Source organism: Brachybacterium sp. 107 (genome assembly GCF_052379725.1).
Lineage (GTDB): Bacteria > Actinomycetota > Actinomycetes > Actinomycetales > Dermabacteraceae > Brachybacterium.
In genome coordinates, this window is the sequence record NZ_JBQSYW010000011.1 from 110,647 (window position 1) to 136,716 (window position 26,070).

Consider the following 26,070-nt stretch of genomic DNA (forward strand, 5'->3'; position numbering starts at 1 on the left):
CCCGCCGCGCCCCCTCGCGCCGTGCGCCGCCCACACCCCGCCGTCCGTCGCGCGCACCCCGGCGGAACAGTTCGAGCCTGCACCACGTGTCGGTGAGCGGCCCCTCACCGACACGTGGTGCAGGCTCGAGCCCATGCCCCGCCTCGGGGGCGACGATCGGGGATCACCGCCAGGAGCCAGGAGCCGGGAGCCGGGAGCCGCGAGCCGGGAGCCGGGAGCCAGGGGCCAGCGGCACGGGCGTCGTACCACTAGGAGACTCTCGGCCTGTAAATCGTTCCGCAGTCTGCTAGCGTCCGAGTCCCGACCGCTCGACGAGGAGCTGCTGCATGTCCCGGACCGTCCCGACCCTGCCCGATCTGCCCCGGAACGATCTCAGTCGGAAAGGTTTCCTGCGCATGAGCGCCTGTGCCACCAGCGCCGCCGTGGCCGTCGCCGCTGCCGGGCCCGCCCTCGCCGCGGGTGCGGCCCCGACCATCGCCGCCGGCCCCGCCGCGCCCGTCGGCCCCACCCCCGCGGGCCCCGCGGTGCCCGACCAGTCGGAGGCCACCGCGGACCTGGTGCGCGGCACCTCGACCTTCCCCGGCAACGATGGTGAGGCCCATACCGTCACCTGGGACGAGCACTCGTTCCTCGTGGACGACGAGCGCCTGCTGATCTACTCGGGGGAGATCCACCCCTGGCGGGTCCCGGCCCCGGCGCAGTGGCGCGACCTGCTGCAGGTCCTCAAGGCGGCCGGCTTCAACGCCGTGTCCTTCTACTTCTTCTGGGGCCTGCATCAGTCCGCCCCGGGCGGCGACTTCGACTTCACCGGGATCAGGGACCTGGACCTGCTGCTGACCATGGCGGAGCAGGAGGGGCTCTATGTCATCGCTCGGCCCGGTCCGTACGTGAACGCCGAGATCTCGATGGGCGGTCTGCCCGCCTATATGACCAACCGCGCCGCGTCCCTGCGCTCGACGGACCCGGAGAACCTCGCGGACTCCTGCGCCTGGCTGAGCGCGATCAATCAGATCATCGCGAAGCACCAGGTCAGCGACGGCGGGGGCAGCGTGTTCCTCTACCAGGTGGAGAACGAGCTGATCACCGAGGATGCGGAGCGCTCGGCCTTCCTGCGGGCCCTGTCCGATCACGTGCGCTCCACGGGCATCACGGTGCCGCTGTTCCACAACGACTACAACATGGGCGGCCGCTTCGCGGACACCGCGAAGCACGGCACCGATTTCTACGCCTTCGATCATTACCCGCTGGGCTTCAACGCGGGTGGCGCGCGGTCCCGGATCGGGGAGTCCGAGCAGGGATACCGCCAGATCAGCCCGGACACCCCGCAGTTCATCACCGAATCCCAGGGCGGCGCGTTCACCCCGTGGGGCGCCTCCTTCGACTCCCATCAGGCCTATGAGTTCACCGACCCTGCCTTCACCCGGCAGTGGGGCGTGCGCAACCTCGCCAACGGGGTCACCGCGTTCAACTACTACATGGCCTTCGGCGGCACGAACCTGGGCTACACGGGCTCGCCGTCCTCGGGGTTCACGAGCTACGACTACGGCGCGGCGATCACGGAGGATCGCGGTCTCACCGAGAAGCTCGCGGTGCAGAAGGAGCTGGGCTACCTCCAGCTGGCCATGCCGCAGATCGCGTCGATGACGTCGGTGGCGCCGCAGCCGCTGCTCGAGGTCGAGGGCGCCGAGATCCAGGCCTATCAGCGGGTGGCGACGGACGACGTCGCGTCGGCGACCGAGGGCGGCGCTCCCCGCCTGCTGGCCTTCCGTCTCGCCGATTCCAACGACGAGACCGACACCCGCTTCGCGACGGCGCTGGTCCTCGGCGATCCCGATGATGCCGGGGACGCCGCACCGACGGCCGACGACCGGGACGCCGCGATCACCTATACCGGCGACTGGGACCAGGTCGAGGACGGCACCGCCTCCGGTGGCACCCTGTCGCGCACCGAGGCGGCGGGCGCCACGGCGACCTGGACCTTCACCGGCACCGCGGTGGACGTCATCACCTCCACGGGCACCGACCACGGCCGGGCGCGGGTGCTCGTGGACGGCGCGGAGGAGGGCACCTTCACCAGCCACGTCGACACCGAGCAGAACAAGCCGGCCCAGCAGATCAGCTACCAGGTGACGGGGCTCGCCGAGGGCGAGCACACCCTCGTGGTCGAGGCGCTCGGGGAGCCTGCCGAGGGCGGGGAGGGCACCGTGGTCACCCTCGACGCCCTCGACCTGCCGGGCGCCTCCGGAGACGACGGGGTCGAGATCCCGGACGGCGTGGTGGGCTGGCCCCGCGTCCCCCAGCAGGAGGACGCCGTCCTGCATCTGCACGGGCGGGACGCCCTCACCCTCGTGGTCGACACGGTGATCGGTGGTCATGGCCTGCTGTACTCCACGGCCGCCCCCTTCGGGCCGACGCTCCCGCGTCGCGGCGGGCACCTGCAGCACCTCATCGGCCAGGAGGACGACCCGGTCGAGATCGTGCTGCGCTACGCCGAGCAGCCGCAGGTCGAGGCCCCCGACGCGGTGGCGACCACCTGGGATGCCGAGACCGGGCAGCTGCGCCTGAACCTCACCCCCGGGGACACCCCGATCCAGGTCGACGTCACCGGCGCACCGGTCACCTCCGAGGGCACGGGGGAGGAGAGCCTGCTCGCTCTGCGCCTGCTCGGCCGTGCCGCCGCCGCGACCACCTGGTTCCTCGGCGGCCGTCCCGCCGACCGCATGCCCGCGACACCGGGTTCCCAGGACGCCCATGTGGTGGTCGAGGGGGCGGAGATCGCCCGCACGGTCGCGTTCTCCCGCGCCGACGCGGACCTCGTCGTCGGCTCCACGAGCGGCGCCGACGTGCGCATCGACGTCCCGGAGAGCATCCGTCGGGTGCGGGTGAACGGCACGAGCCGCCCGGCGAAGGACGGGATCGCCACGATGACGCTCGCCGCCCCCGAGGTCCCGGCCGTCCCGGACCTCGCCTTCCGCGTCGCCGAGGAGGGCCCTGAAGCGGCCGCCGACTTCGACGACTCGAGCTGGAGGGTCGCGGACTCCACGGAGGGCTCCACGCCGTTCCAGGGCCCCGGCCGGGGCGGTGTGGTGCTCGATTCCAACCACTACGGCTTCTACGAGGGCGGCGTCTGGTACCGCGCCGCCTTCACCGCGACCACGGGGCGCGAGGTCGTGCTGCGCGGCAACGGCGGGACCGGTCAGCCCGCCCAGGGAAAGCCCCCGGCCTTCCTGCAGGTCTGGGCCGACGGGACTTATCTCGGCGCGGCGCCGGCGACCGGTTCCGACCAGGTGTTCACCCTCCCGGATGCCGTCGCCGCCGCGGGGGAGAGCGCCGTGCTCAGCGTGCTCGTGCACACCCTCGGCCAGAACCTCGACTGGAGCGACGACGGCCTGTCCAAGCAGAATCGCGGCCTGTTCGACGCCGTCCTGCCCGCGGACGGCGAGATCGTCTGGCGCCTCCAGGGCGCCGACGGCGAGGACCCGCTGCGCTCGATGTACAACGTCGGCGGGCTCCACGGGGAGCGCCACGGTTGGCATCTGCCCGGCCATGACGACTCCGCGTGGGAGCCGACGGACTCCCTGACCGCCGAGGCTCCCGGCATCCGCTGGTACCGCGCGGACTTCGAGCTCGACACCGCCGACGGGGTGGACGCCGCCTGGCGCCTCGCCGTCCGCTCACCCCGTTTCGAGGACGACCGCACCGATGCGAGTCAGGCCGTGCTCTACGTCAACGGCTGGAACATCGGGATCTACATCGGGGACATCGGCCCGCAGTCCGACTTCACGATCCCCTCGGGGCTGCTGGACCATCACGGCCCGAACACCCTCGCGATCTGGGTCGCGGCGAAGGAGGCCGGGGCCGGTCCCGAGTCGATCGAGCTGGAGCAGGTCTTCGCCCGCACCGGGTCGATCGGGACGGCGCCGCCGCTGCTGTGAGCGTCGCGGCGCACACTGCGCTTGTCCCCGCGGGAGTGCAGGCGTAGCGTGTCCGCGGTCGGCGCCCGTCAGGGGCGCGGCACCACGATGCAGCGAGGAGATGAGCATGCGCACCCAGCATGCAGGAAGCGAGGCGGCCCACCGGGCCTTCTCGGTGTGACGCGGCACGGCCGCATCCGCCATCGCTCCATCCCCGCATGCCCTCGACAGCTCGGCCGCAGATCGGCCGGTGCGTCGGCGTGCCCGTCGTGAGGACGACCCCATGAACACCCTGACCGAATCCCAGATCCGCAACGCCTTCGTCAACGCCAGCAAGGGTGAGGCCAAGCGCGCGGGCCTGCCCGACCTCGACTCGATCGACTTCTCCGAGCTGGACTATCTCGGCTGGCAGGATCCCAAGCGGCCCCAACAGCACTATGTCGCCCTCGAGGTGGACGGCGAGCTGACGGTGCTGCTGCTGCGCGGCGCCGAGACCCCTCCCAGCCGCAAGATGATGTGCGCATGGTGCGAGGACGTGGTTGACGGGATCCACGCCGCCTCGTTCGTCGCGCCGCTCGCCGGTGCCGCCGGCCGGCGCGGCAACTCGATCGGCACGTCCGTGTGCGCGGACTTCAGCTGCTCGCGTCACGTGCGCCGTCTCCCGCAGGCCTACGAGCTGCGCACCCAGGACCCGGCGCTGGTCGCGTACCACCAGGAGATGCGGATCGAGGGGCTGCGCGAGCGCTCGACCGCCTTCGTGAAGGCGCTCCTCGCGCGCAGCTGACGGGCCGGCGGGACGGGTCAGGGGGCCGTGAGGTCCACGACGACGTCGGCCCGGCCACGGGTCGCGGCGACCCGGCGAGCATTGGTCTCGTCGGGTCCCAGCGCCCACTCGTGGGCGGCCTGCGGGGACTTCCCGAACTGCTCGTGGCGGGCGATCAGGCGCTCGTGCCGCAGGGCGTCGGGCACCTCGATGAACCAGCGGGCATCCAGCAGCGCTGCCACCTGGGCGAAGGCGCCGTCGTCGGAGAGCAGGTAGTTGCCCTCGGTGATCACGAGCGGCACCTGCGGATCCACCTCGATGGCGCCGGCCAGGGGCTGCTCGAGCTCGCGCTCGAACATCGGTGCCCACACGGGCGGGTCCTGGGGCATCGCGGAGCGGATCCGCTGCAGCAGCGACACGTAGCCGGCGGCGTCGAAGGTGTCCGGGGCTCCCTTGCGGTCCATCCGGCCCAGCCGCTCCAGCGCGACGTCCGCCAGATGGAACCCGTCCATCGGCACCACCACCCGTGAGCTCTCCGGCAGCCGCTCCTCCAGCAGCTGCGTCAGCGTGGACTTCCCGGCGCCGGGCGCCCCGGCGATCCCGAGCAGCCGCCGGGTGCCTGACCGCAGTGCCTCGTCGACCAGCAGCAGAGCCCGGGACACGGCCTGATCGGGAGAGATCATCTCAGCGCTCCTGCCCATGCAGCCTCACCTCCACGACCTCGCCGCGCAGCGGCAGGTGCAGGAGGATCCGGTCCGGCGCCCGGCCGGCTGCGGCCAGCGCCTGCGCGTACGTGCTCATCTGGCCCAGATAGTTCCGGCGCACATGCCCCACCGGGTCATCACCCGGGTACGACTTGTGGTCCACGAGCACGAGGGAGCCGTCGGGCAGGCGCAGCAGGGTGTCGATCCACCCCTCCATGACCTGCGAGTCCTCGTTCCACCAGGTGATCGGCTGTTCGGTGAGCTGCTCGGCCCCCGGGAACTGCGCGTCCACGAAGCGCGCCCAGGCCTCCCCGGCATCCATCAGCACCTGCGCCTCCACGGTCCGCGTCACCACCCAGCGCGACAGCAGCCGCTCCGCCGCTGCGAGCCGCTGCGCCGGCGAGAGATGCTCGAGCGGCAGGCCGAGGTAGGCGTGCACCGCCTCGCCGACACGCTCCCACTGCGGGCCGCCGCCGCGCACCAGCACCGGGCCGATGCTCCGCGGCTCGTCGACCTCCCCGAGCGCCTCGTCCGAGCCGACGCCGGACGCCTGGAACCGGGCCGAGGCGCGCCCCGTCCCGGGGTCGTCCGGCCGCAGCGGCACATCGGTCGCCGCGAGCGGGTCCGCGTCGCGGGTCAGCCGAGCGGGCACGTCCTCCATCAGATCGTCCACGTTCACCGCGGTCACCGTCGCCGGCAGCGTGCCGTCGGTGCCGTGCACGGTGAGGGCGTCGGCGGACCAGCTCACCATGGGCGGCGTCGCGATCAGGCTGTCCAGCACGGTCGCGGCGCCGGGCACGGCGAGCACCGACGTGCGGGCGGCGCGGGTGAGCGCCACATAGTGCAGCCGCCCGGACTCCTCCGCCTCGGCATCCCGCCGACGACGTGCGAACCCCGACGCGGCGAGGTTCTCCGCCGTGTCCGCCGGGGAGGCGATCTTGGGCCAGAACCGCAGGCTGCGGTCGGCGAGCGGGGCGGTCACGTCGAGCGCGCCGGGGGAGACGACGAGCACGCCGCTGGAGTGGTCGCGCTCCTTCGGGGGTGCGCCGAGGTAGGCGACGACGTGATCCCATTCCAGGCCCTTGGCGCCGTGGATGGTGCCGACCCAGACCGCCTCGGGCAGGGCGGAGAGGTCCGGTCCCTCCGTCCACGCGTCGAGCTCGGCGCGCAGCCCGGTCAGCGTGATGGGGGAGCCCTCCGCCCGACGCCGCTGCGTCGTCTCCTGCGCCATCGCGCGCAGCGCATCCAGGGTGCGACGGCGGGAGCCCTGCCCGGTCCAGCGCTTGATCCGCTGCGGCAGGTCCAGCGCGTCGATCAGCGCGCTGATCATCTCCACCGGGGTGAAGCCGATGCAGGCGCGGCGCACCTCGCGCAGCCCGGCCAGCACGGGATCCTCCCACCAGCTCGCGTACACGGCCTTGCGCGCCTCCCGGTCCGGCGCCGCCATCAGCTGCGTGAACCAGTCCTCGTGCGCGCCGTGATCGCTCAGCAGCGTCACCAGCTCGGTCAGCGCCAGGGTGTCGGAGCCGTCCAGGGTCACCGCGAGCGCCGCGCGCACCATCTGCGCCTCACGCGACGCGAGCAGCGGGTGGGCGGCGCCGGCGGTGGGCACCCCGCGCTCCTGCAGGGCGGCGACCACGGAGGCCCGCTGGGTGTTGCTGCGCACGAGCACCGCGGTCGAGCCCGGGGTGAAGGCGCCCTCGTCGATCCGGCACCGGATCTGCTCGGCGATCATCGCGGCATGCTTCTGCGCGGAGACCACCCGGCGGTCGTTCTTCGTCGCCTCCCACACCTCGAGCACGCCGCCGCCCGCCACAGCCTCCCGCTGCTCGGGGATCTGGAGCTGCACCCTCTCCCGGCCCTCGCCGTCGGGCGCGAACACCGGGGTGAACAGGGCGTTGGTGAAGTCCACGAGCAGCTTCCGCGAGCGCCAGGAGTGGGAGAGGTTCGTGACCTCGCCGGTGCCGAACACCGTGCCGCCACCTTCGAGCGCGCGGATGATGTCCTGCATCAGGCGCGGGTCGGCGTCGCGGAAGCCGTAGATCGCCTGCTTGGGATCGCCCACCCAGATCTTCTCCTCGATGAGCTGGGAGAGCTCGAGGAACAGGGCCAGCTGCACGGGGGAGGTGTCCTGGAACTCGTCGACCGCGAGGAGGCGGTAGCGCGAGGCGATCGACTCCCGCACCCGCGGCGAGCCCTGCAGCAGGCGCAGCGCCTGCACCTCCTGGTCGATGAAATCGATCAGGCCCAGCTCGCGCTTGTAGGTCTCGTAGGCGTCCAGCGAGTCCGCGGCGACGTCGAGCACGAGCGCGATGAGGTCGTGGAGGTCCTGCTGCCAGGCAGGGTTCTGCGCGAAGCCCTCGGTGATCTCGACGGCCAGGGGCTCGAGGGCCCGGTTCGCCGGGGCCCCGAACTTCCCCCCGGCCAGCCGCAGCCAGCTCGACCACGGCGCCCGCTCCCGGTCACGCAGGGTCCGCTCCAGCCGACGCAGCGCCTCGAGGTCTCCCCGCGCCTTGTTGATGCTGCCCTTCGCGATCGGCCCGCCCTTCACCCCGTCCCCGGTCTCATCGACGGACGCGGCCAGATCCTCCGCGAACCCGTCGATCCGCTGTCCCAGCTCGTGCAGCCAGCGGCCCCGCAGGTCCTCACCGGGCTCGGGCAGCTGGGCCGCCTCCCGGAACTCCTCCCAGGACACGGGCGCGGCGGCGCGCAGCTCCTCGGCCTCCAGCAGGTTGGTGCGGGCGGCGTCCGCGACGTCCTTCACCCGGCCCCGCCAGGCCTGCTTGCGGGTCCCGAAGCCGAAGCCGGTGTCCTTCTCGTCGCCGTCGTGCTCGGTGCGGGCGAGCATCGCCGCCCAGCGCACCCCGGCCGCGGCGGCGGTGCGATCGATCGCCGCGGCGAAGGCCGCCCTCTGGGTCGTGTCGTCGAGCACCTGCACCTGCGGGGAGATGCCCGCGTCCAGCGCGTACTCCGTCACCAGGCGCCCGGCGACCGAGTTCACCGTGCTGATCAGGGCGCTGTCGATGCCGCGCGCCGCCTCGACCTGCTGGCGGTCCAGGAGCGTGGAGCGAACCCGCTGGGAGAGCTCGTCGGCCGCCTTGACGGTGAACGTGGTGGCGATGACCTGCGAGGGGTCCAGCCCGGCCCCAAGACGCTCGGCGAGCAGCCGGGTCAGGGTGTACGTCTTGCCGGACCCGGCCGAGGCGTTGATCAGGGTGAAGCTCATGATGCATCGCCTCTCAGGCCGCACAGCAGGGAGAAATCGCAGTAGTCGCAGCGGGCATCGACCACGATCCCGCCGCCGGCCCGCGCCTCCTCCTGCGCCGCGGCGTAGGTCTTCTTCGCGTCCGGGCGGGGGGTGCCGAGCCCCTGCCCGGCATCGCGCAGGATCTGCCCGGACTGCGCGGTGACGGTGCCCTCGCCGATCGCGTCGAGCGCCTCGGTGATCTCCGCGGTCGTCGTCGACCAGGCGGCGGAGATGTCGAGGGTGGGCCGGCCATGGGGATCCAGCGCCGGGTTCGCGGAGACGAACTCGCCCTGCTTGAGCAGGAAGTACCCGACGTCGGCCGAGTCGTCATGCAGCGACCAGGCGTAGGAGGCGAGCTGCAGCGCCTCGCCGGCGTCGAACAGCTCGGGGTACTTCTTGGCGGCCGAGGTCCACTTCAGGTCGATCACGGTGGGCTTCCCGGCGGCGTCCTCGGCGAGCACGTCCCGGAAGCCCAGGAACGGCACCTCGAGATCCCCGCGCTTCAGGCGCAGGGTCAGCGGCTCCTCGAAGCGCGATTCCACGGAGGTGATCACGAGCCCGGCCTCCGCGAGGCGGCCGAAGAACTCGACCAGGGAGCGCACGGCGGTCTCGCGCATGGTGGTCAGCTCGACCTCCCGGCCGGGCAGCAGCAGCTCCGAGGCGAGCTGCGGGACGAGCCGCTCGAGCGTCTGAGCGATCTGGGCGGCCGACGGCGGACCGCTGCGCCCCCGCTCCCGCCCGGTGTTCACCAGCTCCTCGACCACGGTGTGCACGAGGGTGCCGATCATCTGGTTGCCGCTGGGCACGCTCGCGACCGAGGCAGGACGGATCCCCAGCCCGGTGCGGTACGTCCACTTCTGCCGGCAGCCGATCAGGTTCTCCGCCTGGGAGTAGCTCAGTGCGGTCGGCACCAGATGCGGCGCCGGGACGGTGCGCTTGGTGAGATCCTGCGCAGGCTCCGCCGGCGGGACCAGCGCCGGGACGCTCAGCGGCCGACGCGACCCGGCGAGCTCCCAGACCCCGCCCCCGATCGCCGTGCGCGGATCCACCCGATACTGCTCGAGCACCTCCGCGACGTCCTCCCCGGCGGCGGCCCGCTGCGCCGCGAGGTGCGCGAGCAGGGAGTGTGGCGCCGTGGCCTTCTCGGAGCGGCTGCGGGTGCGCACCACGACCAGCCGCCCGGCTCCGAGCAGCCCGCGCAGTCCCGCATCGGTCTCGAGAGCGGCGAGGGCGGCGGGGTCGATGACTCTCGCACCGAGCTCCTCGAGCGCCGCGATCTCGATCGCATCCCAGGTCACGCCGGTCTGGGGATCCTGGCGGTCCGCGCCCCACCACAGCACGTCCCCACCGCGCGGGCGCAGCTGCGCCGGGCGGGTGCAGGCGGTCCAGGCGTCGGTCGCCTCGGGCCGGGCGACGGGGGAGGCGGCGCGGCCGCCGGAGGCCTCGACGATCTGGGAGAGCTCGCGCGCGCCGAGCACGTGGTCCTCGCCGAGGGTGTCGAGCACCGCCAGGAACGTCTGCAGGTGCGCGCTCGCCCGCACCAGACCCGGATCGCCCTGACCGAGCGCCTGCAGGCGCTCGCCGAGCCAGGAGGTCGCCGAGCGCAGCCGCGGCGGCGTCAGCTGCTCCGGGTCCAGCGGATGCGTGACCAGCGTGGAGACCGCCCGGGCGATCTCGAGGGCGGCGGCCTCCTCGGGATCGGCGGCGAGCCGGGCGAGGTCGGTGAGCACCGCCTCCCAGACCGGGCCACCGGTGCCGGGCTCGGCGGCCAGCGCATCGAGGAACCGGCGACGCACCCGCGAGGGCACCAGGCCGATGGGTTCACGGTCGGAGTCCGGCGCATCGAGCACGCGCAGGTCGAGGAAGGCGCCGAGCTGCTGCACGTCCACCGGGGCGATCGCGATCGAGAGGTACAGGGGAAGGATCTGCAGGCTCGTCCGGTCCGCCGAGGCCCCCGCCACCCCGATCGCCGCCAGACCGCGACGGTGCAGCTCCTGGTCCAGGAGGATCGTGTCCTCCGTGGCGAGGACGTGGACAGGATCCCCGTCGCGCCCGGCGAGGAACCGCGCGGCGGTCTCCGCGGCGGTCCATTGGTCGTCGGTCTCCAGCAGCATCAGCTCCGGCTGCCCGGCCGGTGCGGCGGGGACGGGCACGACGGCGACTCCGGCTCCTGCCAGCAGCTCCAGCAGCTGCGGCCACAGCCCGGGGAGCGTCGCCGGCTCCTCCTGGCAGAGGACCCGGTCGATCCCCAGCGGCCAGGGGGACGCGGAGAGCTCCGCGAGCAGGTCGACGATCTCCCGCAGGTCATCGGCGGCGCCGGCGGAGAGATCAGCGGCCGCCTCGATCGCGCACAGCGCCTCGATCCGCGCCGGCAGCCCCGGCGCCCGACGCAGCGAGGCCCCGGCAGCCACCGCCGCATCCCGCCACGCCAGCATCGTGCTCGCGGTCGCCCACGGATCGACGTCGAACGAGGCCCGTGCCCACTCGTGGTCCGCGGCGGCGATCGCGCGGGCGTACTGCGCGGTCCGCACCGCCGGATCGACCGACGGGCGGGTCAGCGCGAGCCTCGTCTGCAGCAGCTGCACGAGACCGCGGGGCCCCATGCGCACCGTCCCGGTCGCGCCGGCGCCGTCCGTCCAGGCGGTGCCGTCCAGCGACCAGCCGAACTCGATCTGCATCTGGGCTCCTCCGTCGTCGCGTCCCGCCCCAGACTAGGGGAGGGGGCCGACAGCGGGGATCAGGTCCGGCCGACGGGTCAGCGGTTGAACGGATCGTCCGCCCGTACTCCCCAGCTGAACCCGCGCTCGTAGTACACGGAGCCGGAGGTGTCCGGGGCGAGGAGCAGCTCCTGGCCCTCTCCGCTCACGTGCAGCGTGCCGTCGTCCTGCTCGGCCACCTCGAGCGCGAGCGTCGTCGGGGTGATCTCGGTGTACTGCGCAAGGGTCTGCCCCTGTGCACGCAGCGGCCGCAGCGACAGCTCGACCGTGTCCTCCCCGGTGCGCTCGTAGCTGCCGGTCAGCAGCTCCCCGTCCGCCAGGCGGAGCTGCACGGCGGCCCGCCCGTCGTAGGCGACCTCGCCGAACGCGATCGCGCTCCATCGTGTGTCCTCGCTCAGCTGCGCGGCAGGCTCGGCGGCGTCCTCCTGCACCTCCCACACCCCGGCGGGAGCGGACTCGTCCGTGGTGCGCTCGGGGTACATCGAGCTGACTCCCCAGCCCACCAGCCCCACCAGCACGAGGGCGGCGATCGGCCCCAGGATGCTCATGATCCGCGCCAGAGGCGGCCACGGCATCAGGGTGGGCAACGGTCCGCGCCGGATCTCGCCCTGGTCGATGAACGCCCTGGCCAGGCGGGGCATCCACGGGATCAGCACCAGGATCGACATGACCAGCAGGATGGTGGCGATCAGCTTGACCGGGACGTCGTAGCCGATGTTCAGCACGAGCACGAGGGACATGTCCGCGGCGGCGATCAGAGCGCCCAGCGGCACGGACCGCCGCCACAGCAGGGCGAGCGCGGCGCCGGCCTCCGCGACCCCGCCGAGCACCTGGAACAGCGGGGAGAAGGCGACCATGCGCCACAGCATCCCCATCGGGCTCATCTCGCCCTGGGTCACCAAGGCGTCGCCCATGTCCGCGACCCCGAACTGCCCGAGCACGATCTTCGCGACGCCGTAGTACAGCAGTGCGATCGCGAGCAGCAGGCGCACGCCGCCGTGCGCCCACCATCCCAGCGTCACCGCGACGAGGCGGCCGATGCGCCTCTCGGCGGAGTAGTCGTCGGAGGGAGGGGCGGGGGAGGACGGAACCTCAGGGGAGGAGGAGGGATCACTCATGACCCCAGTCCAGTGGATCTGCGCGCAGGTCGCATCGGTCGTTGGGCGAGGCGCAGGTCATCGACCGTCGAACCCTCGGCGGCGAGCTCACGACTTTCGACGTACGCCTCCGAGCGGGTCAGGTGCGTGCGTCGTCTCAGATCCGCGCGAACTCCTGCACCCACGACGCCTCGGACTGCACCGGCCGCCCCGCCACCAGCTCTCCGTCCGCGACGAAGCCCTCCTCGCGTCCGGTGAGCTCCCGCACCAGGATCTCCCGATGCCGGGCGAGCTCGTCGGCCGCTCCGGCCTCCCCAGCGAGGTCCCGCAGCTCCTGCGGGTCCTCCACCAGATCGAACAGCTGCTCGTGCCCATCCCCGGAGAACCACACGTACTTGTGCCGCTGCGAGCGGATCCACTGCATCGAGTGCCGACCCAGCGAACCGATCAGATGCTCCCCGTGCAGGTGCTCGCGCACCGGCTCACCCGGGCGCAGGCTCATCCCGTCAACCCCGCCCGGCACCTCGACGCCCGCGAGCCCCAGCAGCGTGGGCATCAGATCGCGCAGCTCCGCGATCGCCTCGACCTCGCCGGGATCGCCCCATCCCTCGCGCCATCGCGGGGGTACGTGCACCACGAGCGGCACCCGTGCGGAGCCCTCGTAGCCCACGGACTTCCGGTACATGTCGTGGTCGCCCATCATGTCGCCGTGATCGGAGACGAACACGATGATCGTGTCCTCGGCCAGCGCATGGTCCGAGAGCTTCTCCCGCAGCCGGTTCAGCTGCAGGTCGATGAACTCGATCGAGCCGTAGTAGCCCGCGCGCACCTGCTGATGGGTGGTCTCCTTCTGCGCCCCGAACTCCGCCTCGGAGGCGAAGTCGCGGCGGTGCTCGTCGAACCGCTCCACCCAGTCACCCAGCGGCCTCGGCGGGAACTCGCGGCCGCGGTACTTGTCCCACAGCCAGGCCGGCGGGTCGAAGGGCGCATGCGGTCGATGGAATGACATGTACAGGAAGAAGGGGCGTGTGGGGTCGCGCCGCTCGAGCACGCGGAACGACTCGTCGGCCACCCAGCGGGTGGGATGCAGCCGCTCCTCGCGCTCCCAGGGCCGGGCGGTCATGGCATTGCAGCCGATCCCGGTCTCCTGGTAGTCGGCGCGCGGGTCCCCGGTCTCACGGCGCAGGAAGTCGACATAGTCGTCGATCGCCGCCGACGGCCCGCCGCTCAGCCTCCGCGAGGTGTGCAGGAACCCGTCGTGCAGCAGGACGTCGTCGAAGCCGCAGCGGGCCCGGTCGGGGAAGACGTGCATCTTGCCCACCCCGAAGGCCTGGTACCCCGCCTCCCGCAGCGTCGACTGCAGCGTGACCGGGTACGCGTCGGGGAAGGAGATCCCCTCCCGATAGCCGTAGCGGCCGTGCAGGTCGGGGGACTTCCCGGTGAACATCGCGACCCGGGCCGGTACACACGTGGGCGTCGCCGAATAGGCCCGCGTGAAGCGGTAGCCGCCGCGCGCGAGGTCATCGAGGTTCGGGGTGTCGATGTGCTCGTTGCCGGCCGCGCCCATGGCGTCGGCCCGCATCTCGTCGACGCACACCAGGACGATGTTCGGGCGGTCCATCGGAGTCCTTCTCTCTGCAGTCGGGTGGGAACGCAGAAGGCCCGGAGTGCACACAGCACCCCGGGCCCTCGACGACGTCTCAGCCCTGGTTCGCGGAACCGGGGTGCGCCCACGGCGGGGTGCCCTGCTGCCCGCCGCGGTGCTGCCCACCGTTCTGGGCCTGCTGCTGGGCCTCGCGGGCCCTCTGCTCGGCCGCGGACCGTGCACGCTCGGCGCGGGCCTGCTCCTGGTCGCGCAGCTCCTGCGCGGAGACCCGCTGACGGTTCTCGGCGTCGGCCGAATCGGCGTCCTTACTCGCCTCGGCGGCCGCCTGCGACTGCAGCATGGCGGTGCGGATCTCGTCGCCCATGGAGCCCACGGCGCCCGGGTTCGAGGGCAGGTACAGCACGTTGGAGCGGGCGTTGCGCGCCACGTCCTGCATGGTGTCGAAGTACTGCGTCATCAGCAGCAGCTGCTCGGCGGAGTTCTCGATGCCCACCTTGCGGAGCATCTCGTACTGCTCCGCGATGCCCAGGGCGATCGCCTTGCGCTGAGCGGCGACACCCTCACCCTGCAGGCGCTTGGACTCGGCCTCGGCCTCGGCTTGGGTGACGCGCTTGATCTTGTCCGCCTCGGCGAGCGACTGCGCGGCGACGCGGTCACGCTGGGCGGCGTTGATGGAGTTCATCGAGTCGCGCACACGCTGATCCGGCGAGATGTCCTGGACCAGGGTGTTGATGATGTTGAAGCCGAACTCGTGCATGCGGGCCGACAGGGTCTGCTCGACGCTGTGGGCGATGTCGTCCTTGGACTCGAAGGCCGCGTCCAGGTCGAGGCTCGACAGGGCGGAGCGCACGGTGTCGAACACGTAGGAGCGGATCTGCGCCTCGGCGTTGGAGAGCTTGTAGTACGCGTCGACGACCTGTTCTTCCTTGATCACGTACTGCACCGCCACCGGCACGTTGACGAACACGTTGTCCTTGGTCTTGGACTCGATGTTCACCTCGAGCTGCTGGACGCGCAACGAGATCGGCTTGGTGGTGTTGTCGACGAACGGTGCCTTGAAGTTCAGGCCGGCGTGCGCGACGCGCTTGAACTTGCCGAAGCGCTCGACGATCACGGCTTCACGCGAGTGCACGGTGAACATGATCGACGTGCGCAGACCACCGAACAGCAGAGCTGCCAGGATGATCACGACGACGATCACGACGACCGCGACGACGAGGAAGATGACTGCGCCTTCCATGGGGGACCCCTTTCCAGTGGGACACGATTGTGTTCCACGCTACAGGGTCGAGCTGTGCGGTTACCGCAGACCTAAGTCGGTTTCTATCCGTCGGGCGATCCGCACCGGGGGCACCGGCGGTGCGTAGCGCCGCAGCACCTGGCCGTCCCCGTCGATCAGGAACTTCGTGAAGTTCCAGGCGATGCGACCGCCCATCACCCCGCCCTTCTGGGCGCACATCCACTGCCACAGCGGGTGCGCGAGGGGCCCGTTGACGTCGATCTTGGAGAACAGCGGGAAGGTGACGTCGTAGGTCGAGGTGCACACGTCGTGGGTGTCCTGGTCCGTCCCGGGATCCTGGTGGAACTGGTCCGACGGGAAGCCGAGCACCGTGAAGCCGTGCTCGCCGTACTGCTCCTGGAGGGCCTGCAGGCCGCGGAGCTGCGGGGTGAAGGCGCACTCGGTCGCGATGTTGACCACCAGGACGAGGCGGCCCGCGTACTCGCGCATCGAGCGGTTCTCTCCGTCGATGGTGACGGCGTGGAAATCGTGGAAGGTGGCGCTCTCGCTGGTCCCTGCAGTCCGACCCATGCTCCCTGTCCTCTCGCTGTTCCCCGTCATCGTAGGGTCTTCAGCCTCCAGCTGCCTGGGTGCGGGAAGAACAGCAGGGTCGCCATCGGGCCGACGACCGGGTCCGCGCCCGCCCGCGTCACCACGAGCTCGGCGATCGTGCCATCCAGCACGAGCACCAGCTCGTCCCCGGCAGTGACCGGCAGCGGACCGGTCGCGAGCTGCCGCGGGGAGAACAGGGGTCGCCCGTCGGCGCCCGGAGCCTGCGCGCGATGCAGCCGCACCGTGGTCCCTCCGATGTCCCGCACGAGCCGCAGCTCGACGCGGTCGGGACCGACCAGCTCCACTTCTCCACCGGGACGGGGAAGGGGGATCCGCAGCACGTGCGCTGTCGCGGGATCGAGCGCCTGGTCCGGTTCCGTGCTGCGCGGGGCCGACGGCAGCACCGGCTCGGCCACGATCGCGTCGCCCCGCGGATGCAGGGTCCGCGGAAGGCTCATGACACCCCGCCACGGGGCGGTCGGGGTGCGCCCGGCATACTCGACGTCCACTGCCCAGCCCATCAGCAGGGGAGGACCCTCGACGCCGGAGAAGGTCACCGCCGCGTACAGGTCCGGACCGTGGTCCAGGGGAACCGGATCGGCCTGGGCCGTGAAGGCGGCACCGTCGAAGTCACCCCGGATCCCCCAGGTCCCCGAGGTGCCCACGGGGCCGCCGGGGTTCGTCGAGAGGATCAGCAGCCAGGGATGATCCTCCGTCGTGGCGAGCTGCACCAGATCAGGGCACTCCCAGATCCCGGTCAGCCTCTCGTCGCGATAGGTGGAGGTGTGCTCCCAGGTGATCAGGTCGTGCGAGGTGTGCACGAGCAGCTCCCTGTCCTGCGCCTCGACCGCGGCCATCACCCACTGCCCGCTCGGCCCGTGCCACAGCACCTTGGGATCGCGGAAGTCCGCGGATCCGCGATCGACGACCGCCTCGGCACGCTTGGTCCAGGTCGCCCCGTCGTCGGTCGAGATCGCGAGCCGCTGGTCCTGCAGTGCACCGCGCACGGGGTGCTCCGGACCGCTGTGCCCCGTGTACAGGGTGACCAGCCGGTCGTCGATCCGCACGACGCTGCCGGAGTAGATCTGCACCCCGTCCTCCTCGCAGATCGCCGGGCCATGGTCCTCCCACCGGAGGAGGTCCCGGCTCGTCGCATGCGCCCAGGTCATGTGACCGTGGTCCGAACCGAACGGGTTGTTCTGGTAGAAGGCGTGCCAGATGCCCTCGTGCAGGATCAGTCCGTTGGGGTCGTTCATCCAGGTCGACGGTGCGCTCAGGTGGACCCGGGGCCGCGGGGTGCTCATGCCACCAGTGTGCGGGACTGCCGCGGGCTCACGCCAGGAACGCGTCGACCTCCGCGCGGGTGGGTGCGCTCTGCGGCCCCCTCCGGGTCACGGCGATCCCGGCGGCAGCATTCGCCCGGGTGGCCGCGGACTCCCAGTCGGCCCCGAGGGCACGCTCGGCCAGCAGCACCCCGGTATGGGTGTCGCCGGCCCCGTTGGTGTCCACCGCCTCCTGCGGGAAGGCGGGGATCTCGGTGCCGCGGCCGTGATGGAACACGATGCAGCCCTTGTCGCCGTCGCGCACGATCACCACGGCGTGCCCGCCGATCCGTCGGCGCAGCGCCTCGGGCGTGTCCTCGAGCGCGTCGAGGCCGGTCAGCGCGCGGGCCTCGTCGGCGTTCGAGGTCCACACGGTGGTGCGCGCGAGCACCCGCTCCTGCACCTCGCGGGGGAACGTCGCGAAGGGCGCGCCCGGATCCAGCACCACCTCGACGCCCTCGGGCACGGTCTCGAGGAACTCCAGCAGCGGGTCGCGCGTCGGCTCGAACAGGCTGTACCCGGACAGGCACAGCAGGTCGCCGGGCTGCGGGTCGAGGGTCGCGAGGGAGGCCGCGGTGATCTCGCGCTCCGCGCCGTAGACGGTCAGGAAGGTGCGTTCGGCCGACGGCTCGAGCATGACCACGCAGTATCCGGTGTCGGAGCCGGGACGCACCTCGTCGGAGAGGCCGACGCCGTCGGCCGCGAGCGCCTCCCGGATCAGGTCCCCGTGGGCGCCGGCGCCGTGCGCGCCGCCGTGCACCGCCTCGGCGCCGGTGCGGGCGGCCGCGACCAGCGTCGTCACCGCCCCTCCGGCGTACCACTGCTCGCTCAGCGCATTGGCGTTGCCGCCGCGCGGGGGGAGGTCCTCGACCTCGATGACGATGTCGACGAGGGCCTGGGCGGTGTGCAGCACGCGGGACATGGCCCGAGTCTAGGTGCGACCATGGCTCCATGGACTCCGCTCCCGCCCGTCCGCGTCGCCGCGGGCCTCTGCTCATCGCCCTCGTGGCCGTCGTGATCGTGGCCCTCGTGGTCGGTGTGCTCCTGTGGCGGGATCGCTTCGGCGACGGCGCCGACGAGGCGCAGGCCCTGGCCGATGCGCTCCCGGAGGGGGACTTCGCCGAGGTCGCGCTCGAGGACCTCTCGGCCTCCGCCGCCGCCGAGGAGCACGAGCGGGTCCTCGGGCCGCTGCTCGAGGAGGTCGACGCGCCCCCGCAGGTCGAGCTGGTCGACGCCGGGGACGCCGAGAACGGCACCCGCACCGCGACCCTGCAGTGGACCTGGACCCTCCCGCAGGACGCCGGGACCTGGGAGTACACCACCGAGGTGGTGCTGCGGCGCGGCGAGGACGGCTGGGCCGCGCAGCTCGCCCCCACGGTGTTCGCCCCCGACCTCAGCGCCCGCGAGCACCTGGACCTCAAGCGCCTCGACCCGGAGATGGGAACGGTCACCGACCGCGACGGGGCGGTTCTCTACGGTCTCCATGACGTGCAGGTGATCGGCCTGGACAAGGCGCAGCTCGAGGAGTCCGAGCTGGACGACTCCGCGCGGGCGCTCGCCGGGCAGCTCGGGATCGACGAGGACAACTACGCGAGCGCTGTCGCCGGCAACGGGCCCGAGGCGTTCGTCCCCGCGCTCACGATCCGCGTCGAGGACCTCGGGGACTACCCGCTGGCGACGGCGGAGGAGGTCCCCGGCTACCGGGCGCTCGAGAAGAGCCAGCCGCTGGCCGTCGAGCGCGACTATGCCCCGGGCGTGCTCGGCTCCCTGCGGGAGGCCATGAAGGAGGACGTCGACGGCTCCGACGGCGAGATCCTCGCCGGGGACCTCGTCGCCACCGGCGGGGTCGTCGCCGCCGAGCACGACGCCCTGGTGGGCACCGCCGGGGTGAACGTGGTCGCCGTGGACCCCGATGCGGAGGCCGCGCGATCCCTGCACAAGGTCGAGGCGAGCGACGGCACCGAGGTGCGCACCACCCTCGACGACGACCTCCAGCGACTCGCCACGGAGTCGATCGCCGAGCAGGACGCCCCGGCCGCCGTGATCGCGCTGAAGCCGTCGACCGGTGATGTGCTCGCCTCGGCGCTCGGTCCGACGGGCCAGAGCTATCCCATCGGCCTGGTCGGCCAGTACGCCCCCGGCTCGACCTTCAAAGCGGTGACCGCGCTGTCCCTGCTGCGCGAGGGCGTCACCCCGGACACCGAGCTGCAGTGCCCGAAGACCGCGACCGTCGAGGGGCGCAGCTTCAAGAACGCCGATTCGATGGACCCGGGCCTGTTCGGGACGATGCCGCTGCGGGACGTCATCGCGCACTCCTGCAACACGGCCCTGCTGCTGCAGTACGACACCGTGGACCAGCCCGCTCTCGCCGACGCCGCGACCACGCTCGGCATCGGGCAGGACGCCCCGACGGGCCTCGAGGCGTTCATGGGGTCCGTCGACCCCGAGGACACGGGCACCGAGCACGCCGCGGCGATGATGGGCCAGGGACGCGTGCTGACCTCGCCGCTGTCGATGGCCGTGGTCCTCGCGAGCGTGCAGCAGGGCAGCACCGTCCATCCGCGGATCCTCGCCGACGACGAGACGGCGGCCCCCGAGGTGCCGAACCCGCTGACGGCCGACGAGACCGCGCAGATGCAGGAGATGCTGCGCGGAGTCGTCACCTACGGCAGCCTCGACGAGTTCGCGGACCTCCCGGGCGAGCCGGTGATCGGCAAGACCGGCACCGCGGAGTGGACGAACGAGGACGGCGAGCTCAAGCTCCACTCCTGGGTGATCGTCGCCCAGGGCGATCTGGTCGTCGTCGCCTTCGTCGAGGACGGCAGCTACGGCTCGACCACGGCAGGACCCATCGCCCGCGAGGTGCTCGAGGGCCAGTAGGTCGAGAAGGGCAGCAGGTCGAGAGGGGCGGCAGGTCGAACTCGCACGGGCGGCGGCGCCTGCCCGCGGGGTGAGCCGCCGCGGGCTCACAGCCCCGCCGCGACCTCCACGGCCTGGCGGATCGCACGCTCGGCGTCGAGCTCCGCGGCCACATCGGCGCCGCCGATCACGTGCACCCGGGGCGTGCGGCCCGCGCGGCTCTCGCGCACCTCGTCGGCCAGGGTGTTCACGCTGACCTGCCCGGCGCAGACCACGACCGTGTCGACCTCGAGCACGCGCTCGGCGTCGTCCTCCAGGACGTGCAGACCCTCGGCGTCGATCCGCTGGTAGGTGACGCCCTTGTGCTGGATGATCCCGGCGTGGCGCAGCTCGGCGCGGTGCACCCAGCCGGTGGTGCGGCCCAGCCCGGCGCCGATCCGGGTCTCCTTGCGCTGCAGCAGATGGACCTCGCGGGCGAGCCGGCCGTCGTCCGGGTCTCCGTCCGGCCGCGGGACCACGCCGCCGCGGTGGGCATCGGCATCGACGACGCCCCAGTGCGTACGCCAGGCCGCGACATCGAGGGTCGGCGAGGGACGGGGGGAGGTGAGGAACTCCGCGACGTCCACGCCGATGCCGCCGGCACCGATGATCGCGACCCGCTCGCCCGCCTCGGCGCGGCCCTCGAGCAGGTCGGCGTAGCTGATCACTGCGGGGCCGTCGTCAGCAGGGGAGTCGGCGCCCGGCAGGTCGAGCTCACGCGGGGTGACCCCGGTGGCGACGATGACGTCATGGAAGCCGAGCAGGTCCTCCGCGCCGGGCCGGAAGTCCAGGCGCATCCCGACCCCGGCCGCGGCGAGCCGCATCCGCCAGGACTGCAGCGCCTGCGCGTAGTCCTCCTTGCCCGGGATGCGGGCGGCCAGGCGCAGCTGGCCACCGATCTCGCCGGTGGCCTCGAACAGGGTGACGATGTGGCCGCGCTCGGCGGCGGCGAGTGCGGCCTCCAGCCCGGCCGGGCCGGCGCCGACGACGGCCACCTTGCGGGCCCGACGCTGCGTGACGGGGCGCAGCACCAGCTCGGTCTCGTGGCCGGCGCGCGGGTTGACCAGGCAGCTGGCGCGCTTGCCGTCGAACACCTTGTCCAGGCAGGCCTGGTTGCAGGAGATGCAGGCGACCACCTGGGAGGCGCGGCCGTCGGCGAGCTTGGCCGGCAGGTTCGGGTCGGCCAGCAGCGGGCGGGCCATGGAGATCAGGTCGGCTTGGCCGTCTGCGAGGACCTGCTCGGCGACCGCCGGGTCGTGGATCCGGTTCGAGGCGACGACCGGCACATCGACCAGCTCGCGCAGCATGCTGGTCTGCTCGGTGAAGGCGGCACGCGGCACGGAGGTGACGATGGTGGGCACTCGGGCCTCGTGCCAGCCGATGCCCGTGGACAGCACGTTCACTCCGCGCGCGGTGAGGCCCTGGGCGAGGGCTGTGGTCTCAGTCCAGCTCTGCCCACCGGGCACCAGATCCAGCAGGGAGATGCGGTAGCTGAGCAGGGCGTCCGGCCCGATCGCCTCGCGCACCGCGGACGTGATCGCGAACGGCATCGCGCGCCTGCCCTCGGAGCTGCGGCCCCAGCGGTCCCGGCGACGGTTCGTGGCCGGGGCGAGGAACTGGTTGAGGAGGTAGCCCTCGGAGCCCATGATCTCGACGCCGTCGTATCCGGCGGCGACCGCGCGTCCGGCGGCCTCGGCGAAGTGGTCGATCGTGCGTCCGACGCCACGGCGGGTGAGGCGGCGTACTCGGAACGGGGAGAGCGGGGAGCGGCCCCGGCCTGCCGACGCGGCGAGCGGGTGGAAGGCGTAGCGGCCGGCATGGAGGAGCTGGAGGATGATGCGGCCGTCGGCCTCATGGACCTCGCGGGTGACGAGCTGGTGGCCGTGCAGGGTGCGCTCGGTCGCCTGGGCTCCGCGGGGAGTGAGCCGCCCGGTGCGGTCGGGGGAGAATCCGCCGGTGACGATCAGCCCGGCCCCGCCGCGGGCGCGCTCGCCGAGGTAGGCGGCGAGCTTCTTGACGTCGGACGTGCGGTCCTCGAGGCCCACGTGCATCGACCCCATGACGATCCGGTTTCGTACCTCGAAGCGGCCCAGGTCCAGGGGGGAGAGCAGGGTCGGGTACGAGCGGGGTGCGGTGGGGTGGGGAAGCGGCGTTGCCATGCCGCGATTGTGTCAGGGTCTGCGGGAGAACGCGGTACCAGGGAGCGTCGCCGGCGAGGTGCGACGGGGCTTGCTGACCTCGTCGCCTCCTCACCCCGGTATCCGGTTCACGACCGAGTCAGAAGGGGCTGTCGTCGGGGTCGTCGGGGTTGTCGGGTGAGGGTGGGCGTGGTTTCGGGGGTGGTGGAGGATTGTTCTTGACGAACTCTTCGAGGCTGGCGGTGTCGTCACCGCTCGAGTCCTCGCCCTCACCCCCGCCCTGTGCGTAGTACTGGCCCCGTAGTCCGCGCTTCCCGGCCATGCGCTGGTTCTCGATACGGCGTTGTTCGGTGATCCGGTCGCGGGCGGGGCGGGCGGCTTCGATCTGGGCGATCCGGGTCGCGTCGGCGTGGGCGCGCAGGTGCGTGTCCCAGGCCCGGTCCAGCGCAGCAGCCAGCACTGGGGTCAGCAGGTCGTGCTCCTCGTAGGTCGCGGTGCGCAGCTCACCATCGATCGTCCACCGAGTCTGGGTGGGCTCGACAACCGGCCGGCGCGGAACCGAGCGGGGAGGCAACGTGGCAGGTGGGAATCGGGGCGGGTCTTCGGGAATCCGCCTGTACCGGCCTTGGTCGGGACCGGAATCTGGATCTGCTGGCTTCCGCGGATCGAGATCCGTCCCTCCCACAGTGCCCGGTCCCTGGTCACGATCGCGATCTTGCTGGTCCTGGTCCTGGTCCTGGTCCTGGCCCCGTTCTTGCGCCTGTTCTCGTACGGGGTCCGTGCCCCGTTCGGGGTCGATGAGGCCGGCGGTCTTGATCTTGTGGTGGAGCCAGCACAACCGGTGAAGGTTGGCCAGGGAGGTCGGGCCGCCGGCGGCGGGGTCGGTGTGGTCGTACTCCTCGATGTGGTCGTCCTCCGACGCGAGCACCGTCGCTCGGGTGCAGCCGGGTGCGGCGCAGACCGGGTGGCGCAGGCGGAGCTGGAGCCGCATCTGCGCAGTCGGCGTGTAGGTGTCGGCGGTGACCGGGAGATACGCGCCGGTGGTGGGATCGGTGAGGATCCTCTGCCACACGCTCTGGCCTGCGGCCAGGGCTCGGGCTTGCTCCTCGGGGACCGGGATCAGGCCGTTGATCACCCCGGGAGCGTCACTCTCACCCAGCAGCGTCATCGCCGGCACCGTGACCAGCAGCTTGTACGGGGAGGCAGGCTCGGGCACCGGGTCGGTGTCGAGCATCGACTGGGTCAGCACCGCATATCGCAGCGCCGCCAGAGACATCGCGCGGCCGCGTTGACGCAGCACCTCGTCGATATCGAACGGGATCGGTGCGTCGCTGTCTGAGTCGTTCAGGGCGTGGCGCTGGGCTTTCTGGATCGCCTGCGCGGCGACGTCGAGGCGGTGGGCGAGGGCTTTGATCTCCAGCGTCGGCCCCGTCACCGACAACGTCGCGATACCCCGGGCGGGGTCGGTGATCTCAAGATCCACACGCCGCTCCGATTCCGGGGTGAGAGGGATCGTGCCGGCGGTGACCAGGGTGATCAGGGAACCGAGGTGGCGGGCGAACTGGTCCCTCGAGATCGACGCCAGATCCCACCCCGCCACATGCTCATCCACAACGCGGACCTGGTCATCGGGCAGTGCCCGTACTTTGCGCAGCAGCATCTGGTGGAAGTCCTCGGGCAGGTCACCCGCGGACAGGACCTCGAACGTGCCGGGCATCAGGACCGCGGACCGGTGAGCATCCCGGATCAGACACTCCGCACGGTGCAAGGACGCCCGCAGGCCGGTCGCGACCTTCAACGCCGAGATATCCGCTGAGTCGATGCACCCGTCGGACTCCGGATCCCGGGTCAGGAACGAGGTCAGCAGCTCCTGCTCGCGGGCATAGAGCTTCGTGCGTTCGCGCATGTTTGCGTGGATCGCTAATGCCCGTACCGCCTGCTCACTCTCGGGCTCCGCCTCACACGCCTCGATCACCCGCTGCGCAGTCAACGCCCGCCGAGCCCGCACCGGCCACACCGGCACCGGAGGCACAACACCGGGATTGGAGGCGGTACCGGAAGGGCCGCCGGAGCGCTCGCCCGAAACGCTGCTCGCAGGCCCATCCTGCCCACGGCCGGACAGCGAATCCTGCTCGAACTCCTCACCCACGACAACCCCTCCTTCCCACCCCTGGAAAACGTCGGCCTCACTGCCGACGACTTCACTTCATTTTACGTGATCGAACACCGTTACGAAAGACCTCACGAGCAATGTGTATGAAATTGTGGATAACCGCCCACTGTGGAGGAAAGGGGCTCTTCGCAGATGAGGGGGTAGCTGCGGGCTCGGAGCTGCGAGGAGTCCTCGGCCGCCTGCGGCATGCGCCCCCTGACCACGGTCAATCGCTTGATGAGGCAGCTTTCGCGAAGACCGCCCGCCTGTCGGCCCCACTAGATAGTGTGACGGAACTTCGCGCCCTTGCGAGGTAGCACACGAATAAAGGGGGTTGATATGAAGCATGTCCAGAGGCGTACCGCGTTGGCCGCTCTTGCGGGCCTGGTAGTTCTCGGCGCTGCGCCGGCAGCTTTTGCAGAGGGCGAGGGAGACGAGGTCAGCGAGAGTGAACTGCAGGAAGCTCGGGACTTGATCGCGGAGGTCGACAGCGATCTGGCGGCCCAGGGGACCTCTGTGAGAGAGCAGCTAGCGCTCCTTGAGGAGGAGACCGGGGAAACGTTCATTGCGGGTGTTCAGGCTCGGGGTGGGAAGGTTTCTGAGGAAGATCTCCTTCGGGCCGCCGTGGCCTCGATCGCGGCATCCTTCACCGCCCTCAACTTTAAGCTGGCAGCCGAGCTTCTGATTCGCTCGACCAAGAAAGATGGGGGCATCTACTTTCCAAAGTTCGGAACTCGCGCTAGCAGTAGTCCGGTGATCTCTAAGATCAAGAAGGGTGCGCCGCTGGCTGGCTCTTCGGCATTCAAGAAGACAAGTGGTGGTTCGTATTCGGCGGATCTTTACTATGCCATCCACAAGTTCAACTTCTCGAAGACTGGGGTGAATAACCCCAAGGTCACGGTGACGGACGTGTACGACTTCGCGACCGAGAAGTACCAGGGAATTCAGGGGAAGGCCGTAGCGACGATGGCCCTTGCACAGAAGAAGGGAGTCGTGAAGAAGTACACACTGAGGATCACCGTGTGATCACCTGAAGAGGTGGGCCCGACTTCGGGCCCACCTCTTTTGCGTCAGAAGATCTCTTCGAATACGTAGAAGTTGCCATCCATGGGATTAAAGCAGGAGACTATATAGTTCTGATCGCGTTCTTCAGGCTCACGGCACTTGAGTGACTCGAAAAACACCTCGTCAAGTTCCGCTCCAGAACTCTGGGAAATCGATTGTGGAGAAGTTTCTCCGCGCGCCCCCTCGGAAGAATCGAGGGTGTATTCTGACTCACTCCAATATCCGGATCGATCAGACTCCTCCATGGATATTACGTAGACGTCTTCTCGTCCGCCCTGGAAGTCCGAGTCTGTGCTGTAGTATTCTACAGTTTCGGCGCTCTCGGGAGCCTCTATATCCCAGTTTGATTCAATAAAAGAAGTATCGCCTTCTGGCTCCGTTGAGTCCGACGAAGAGCAGGAAACTAGAGCCCCGAGAGAGGCGCCAATAATAGCCATTCTGACGAGCCGCTTAGAACACTCTCGGATCATGGTTAGCCCTCCCCTGGATGGTTGCCTTGTGTTAGTGATGGATTTCTTCGGATGGTCCCGCCGCAGGGCCACTTCGCTTGGCCGCCCTCGCCCTCGCCCTGGTGGCTCGGAGGCGGTACGTGCCAACGACCGCACCGAAGTTTAGT

16 protein-coding genes are annotated in these 26,070 nt (G+C 71.0%); 4 read left to right on the forward strand and 12 right to left on the reverse strand.

Annotated elements, in window-relative coordinates; genetic code table 11:
* Positions 1–395: 395 nt before the first annotated feature.
* Positions 396–3,935 (forward strand): beta-galactosidase, encoded by a 3,540-nt coding sequence (locus ACT3UL_RS13000; RefSeq protein WP_444578676.1) that lies wholly within the window; start codon positions 396–398, stop codon positions 3,933–3,935.
* A 262-nt stretch (positions 3,936–4,197) separates the two neighbouring features.
* Positions 4,198–4,698, forward strand: a complete 501-nt coding sequence (locus tag ACT3UL_RS13005; RefSeq protein ID WP_444578677.1) for an FBP domain-containing protein — start codon at positions 4,198–4,200, stop codon at positions 4,696–4,698.
* Between the two features lie 17 nt (positions 4,699–4,715).
* On the opposite strand, the gene ACT3UL_RS13010 is transcribed toward ACT3UL_RS13005, so the two are convergent.
* The 9 genes from ACT3UL_RS13010 to ACT3UL_RS13050 form a co-directional block, all read right to left on the reverse strand.
* Complete coding sequence (locus tag ACT3UL_RS13010; protein ID WP_444578678.1) at positions 4,716–5,360, reverse strand: nucleoside/nucleotide kinase family protein; 645 nt, start codon at positions 5,358–5,360, stop codon at positions 4,716–4,718.
* A gap of 1 nt (position 5,361) precedes the next feature.
* Positions 5,362–8,607 carry a UvrD-helicase domain-containing protein gene (locus ACT3UL_RS13015; RefSeq protein WP_444578679.1) on the reverse strand — a complete coding sequence of 1,082 codons (3,246 nt, stop codon included), beginning with the start codon at positions 8,605–8,607 and terminating at the stop codon, positions 5,362–5,364.
* Positions 8,604–11,306 (reverse strand): PD-(D/E)XK nuclease family protein, encoded by a 2,703-nt coding sequence (locus ACT3UL_RS13020; RefSeq protein ID WP_444578680.1) that lies wholly within the window; start codon positions 11,304–11,306, stop codon positions 8,604–8,606. The genes ACT3UL_RS13015 and ACT3UL_RS13020 overlap by 4 nt, the downstream gene beginning before the upstream one ends.
* A 77-nt stretch (positions 11,307–11,383) precedes the next feature.
* Positions 11,384–12,463 carry a hypothetical protein gene (locus ACT3UL_RS13025; protein WP_444578681.1) on the reverse strand — a complete coding sequence of 360 codons (1,080 nt, stop codon included), beginning with the start codon at positions 12,461–12,463 and terminating at the stop codon, positions 11,384–11,386.
* Between the two features lie 136 nt (positions 12,464–12,599).
* Positions 12,600–14,063 carry an arylsulfatase gene (locus ACT3UL_RS13030; protein ID WP_444578682.1) on the reverse strand — a complete coding sequence of 488 codons (1,464 nt, stop codon included), beginning with the start codon at positions 14,061–14,063 and terminating at the stop codon, positions 12,600–12,602.
* 79 nt (positions 14,064–14,142) lie between these two features.
* Positions 14,143–15,288, reverse strand: a complete 1,146-nt coding sequence (locus ACT3UL_RS13035) for an SPFH domain-containing protein (protein ID WP_444578683.1) — start codon at positions 15,286–15,288, stop codon at positions 14,143–14,145.
* Between the two features lie 60 nt (positions 15,289–15,348).
* Positions 15,349–15,858 carry a glutathione peroxidase gene (locus tag ACT3UL_RS13040; RefSeq protein ID WP_444578684.1) on the reverse strand — a complete coding sequence of 170 codons (510 nt, stop codon included), beginning with the start codon at positions 15,856–15,858 and terminating at the stop codon, positions 15,349–15,351.
* Positions 15,859–15,884: 26 nt separating this feature from the next.
* A complete protein-coding gene (locus ACT3UL_RS13045; RefSeq protein ID WP_444578685.1) occupies positions 15,885–17,183 on the reverse strand; it encodes a glycoside hydrolase family 32 protein in 1,299 nt (432 codons plus the stop codon).
* Between the two features lie 28 nt (positions 17,184–17,211).
* On the reverse strand, positions 17,212–18,123 hold the full coding sequence (locus tag ACT3UL_RS13050; protein WP_444578686.1) for a PfkB family carbohydrate kinase: 912 nt from the start codon (positions 18,121–18,123) through the stop codon (positions 17,212–17,214).
* Between the two features lie 29 nt (positions 18,124–18,152).
* Between ACT3UL_RS13050 and ACT3UL_RS13055 the strand changes: the two genes are divergently transcribed.
* Entirely contained in the window at positions 18,153–20,081 is a 1,929-nt protein-coding gene (locus ACT3UL_RS13055; protein ID WP_444578687.1) for a penicillin-binding transpeptidase domain-containing protein, read from the forward strand.
* A gap of 86 nt (positions 20,082–20,167) precedes the next feature.
* On the opposite strand, the gene ACT3UL_RS13060 is transcribed toward ACT3UL_RS13055, so the two are convergent.
* Both ACT3UL_RS13060 and ACT3UL_RS13065 read right to left on the reverse strand, forming a co-directional pair.
* A complete protein-coding gene (locus ACT3UL_RS13060) occupies positions 20,168–22,258 on the reverse strand; it encodes an oxidoreductase (protein WP_444578688.1) in 2,091 nt (696 codons plus the stop codon).
* Between the two features lie 118 nt (positions 22,259–22,376).
* The gene (locus tag ACT3UL_RS13065; protein WP_444578689.1) at positions 22,377–24,143 is read right to left on the reverse strand and encodes an HNH endonuclease signature motif containing protein; all 1,767 of its coding nucleotides are present in this window, start codon (positions 24,141–24,143) and stop codon (positions 22,377–22,379) included.
* 585 nt (positions 24,144–24,728) lie between these two features.
* Here ACT3UL_RS13065 and ACT3UL_RS13070 point away from each other — a divergent pair.
* Complete coding sequence (locus ACT3UL_RS13070; RefSeq protein WP_444578690.1) at positions 24,729–25,415, forward strand: hypothetical protein; 687 nt, start codon at positions 24,729–24,731, stop codon at positions 25,413–25,415.
* 44 nt (positions 25,416–25,459) lie between these two features.
* Here the strand turns inward: ACT3UL_RS13070 and ACT3UL_RS13075 are convergent, their stop codons facing one another.
* Entirely contained in the window at positions 25,460–25,924 is a 465-nt protein-coding gene (locus tag ACT3UL_RS13075) for a hypothetical protein (protein ID WP_444578691.1), read from the reverse strand.
* Between the last annotated feature and the right edge of the window lie 146 nt (positions 25,925–26,070).

What these genes read in the sequence shown, in the direction of transcription:
- ACT3UL_RS13000 (WP_444578676.1), top strand. Translation starts at nt 396, where the DNA reads ATGAGCGCCTGTGCCACCAGCGCCGCCGTGGCCGTCGCCGCTGCCGGG.
- ACT3UL_RS13005 (WP_444578677.1), top strand. Translation starts at nt 4,198, where the DNA reads ATGAACACCCTGACCGAATCCCAGATCCGCAACGCCTTCGTCAACGCC.
- ACT3UL_RS13010 (WP_444578678.1), bottom strand. Translation starts at nt 5,360, where the DNA reads ATGATCTCTCCCGATCAGGCCGTGTCCCGGGCTCTGCTGCTGGTCGAC.
- ACT3UL_RS13015 (WP_444578679.1), bottom strand. Translation starts at nt 8,607, where the DNA reads ATGAGCTTCACCCTGATCAACGCCTCGGCCGGGTCCGGCAAGACGTAC.
- ACT3UL_RS13020 (WP_444578680.1), bottom strand. Translation starts at nt 11,306, where the DNA reads ATGCAGATCGAGTTCGGCTGGTCGCTGGACGGCACCGCCTGGACGGAC.
- ACT3UL_RS13025 (WP_444578681.1), bottom strand. Translation starts at nt 12,463, where the DNA reads ATGAGTGATCCCTCCTCCTCCCCTGAGGTTCCGTCCTCCCCCGCCCCT.
- ACT3UL_RS13030 (WP_444578682.1), bottom strand. Translation starts at nt 14,063, where the DNA reads ATGGACCGCCCGAACATCGTCCTGGTGTGCGTCGACGAGATGCGGGCC.
- ACT3UL_RS13035 (WP_444578683.1), bottom strand. Translation starts at nt 15,288, where the DNA reads ATGGAAGGCGCAGTCATCTTCCTCGTCGTCGCGGTCGTCGTGATCGTC.
- ACT3UL_RS13040 (WP_444578684.1), bottom strand. Translation starts at nt 15,858, where the DNA reads ATGGGTCGGACTGCAGGGACCAGCGAGAGCGCCACCTTCCACGATTTC.
- ACT3UL_RS13045 (WP_444578685.1), bottom strand. Translation starts at nt 17,183, where the DNA reads ATGAGCACCCCGCGGCCCCGGGTCCACCTGAGCGCACCGTCGACCTGG.
- ACT3UL_RS13050 (WP_444578686.1), bottom strand. Translation starts at nt 18,123, where the DNA reads ATGTCCCGCGTGCTGCACACCGCCCAGGCCCTCGTCGACATCGTCATC.
- ACT3UL_RS13055 (WP_444578687.1), top strand. Translation starts at nt 18,153, where the DNA reads ATGGACTCCGCTCCCGCCCGTCCGCGTCGCCGCGGGCCTCTGCTCATC.
- ACT3UL_RS13060 (WP_444578688.1), bottom strand. Translation starts at nt 22,258, where the DNA reads ATGGCAACGCCGCTTCCCCACCCCACCGCACCCCGCTCGTACCCGACC.
- ACT3UL_RS13065 (WP_444578689.1), bottom strand. Translation starts at nt 24,143, where the DNA reads ATGCGCGAACGCACGAAGCTCTATGCCCGCGAGCAGGAGCTGCTGACC.
- ACT3UL_RS13070 (WP_444578690.1), top strand. Translation starts at nt 24,729, where the DNA reads ATGAAGCATGTCCAGAGGCGTACCGCGTTGGCCGCTCTTGCGGGCCTG.
- ACT3UL_RS13075 (WP_444578691.1), bottom strand. Translation starts at nt 25,924, where the DNA reads ATGATCCGAGAGTGTTCTAAGCGGCTCGTCAGAATGGCTATTATTGGC.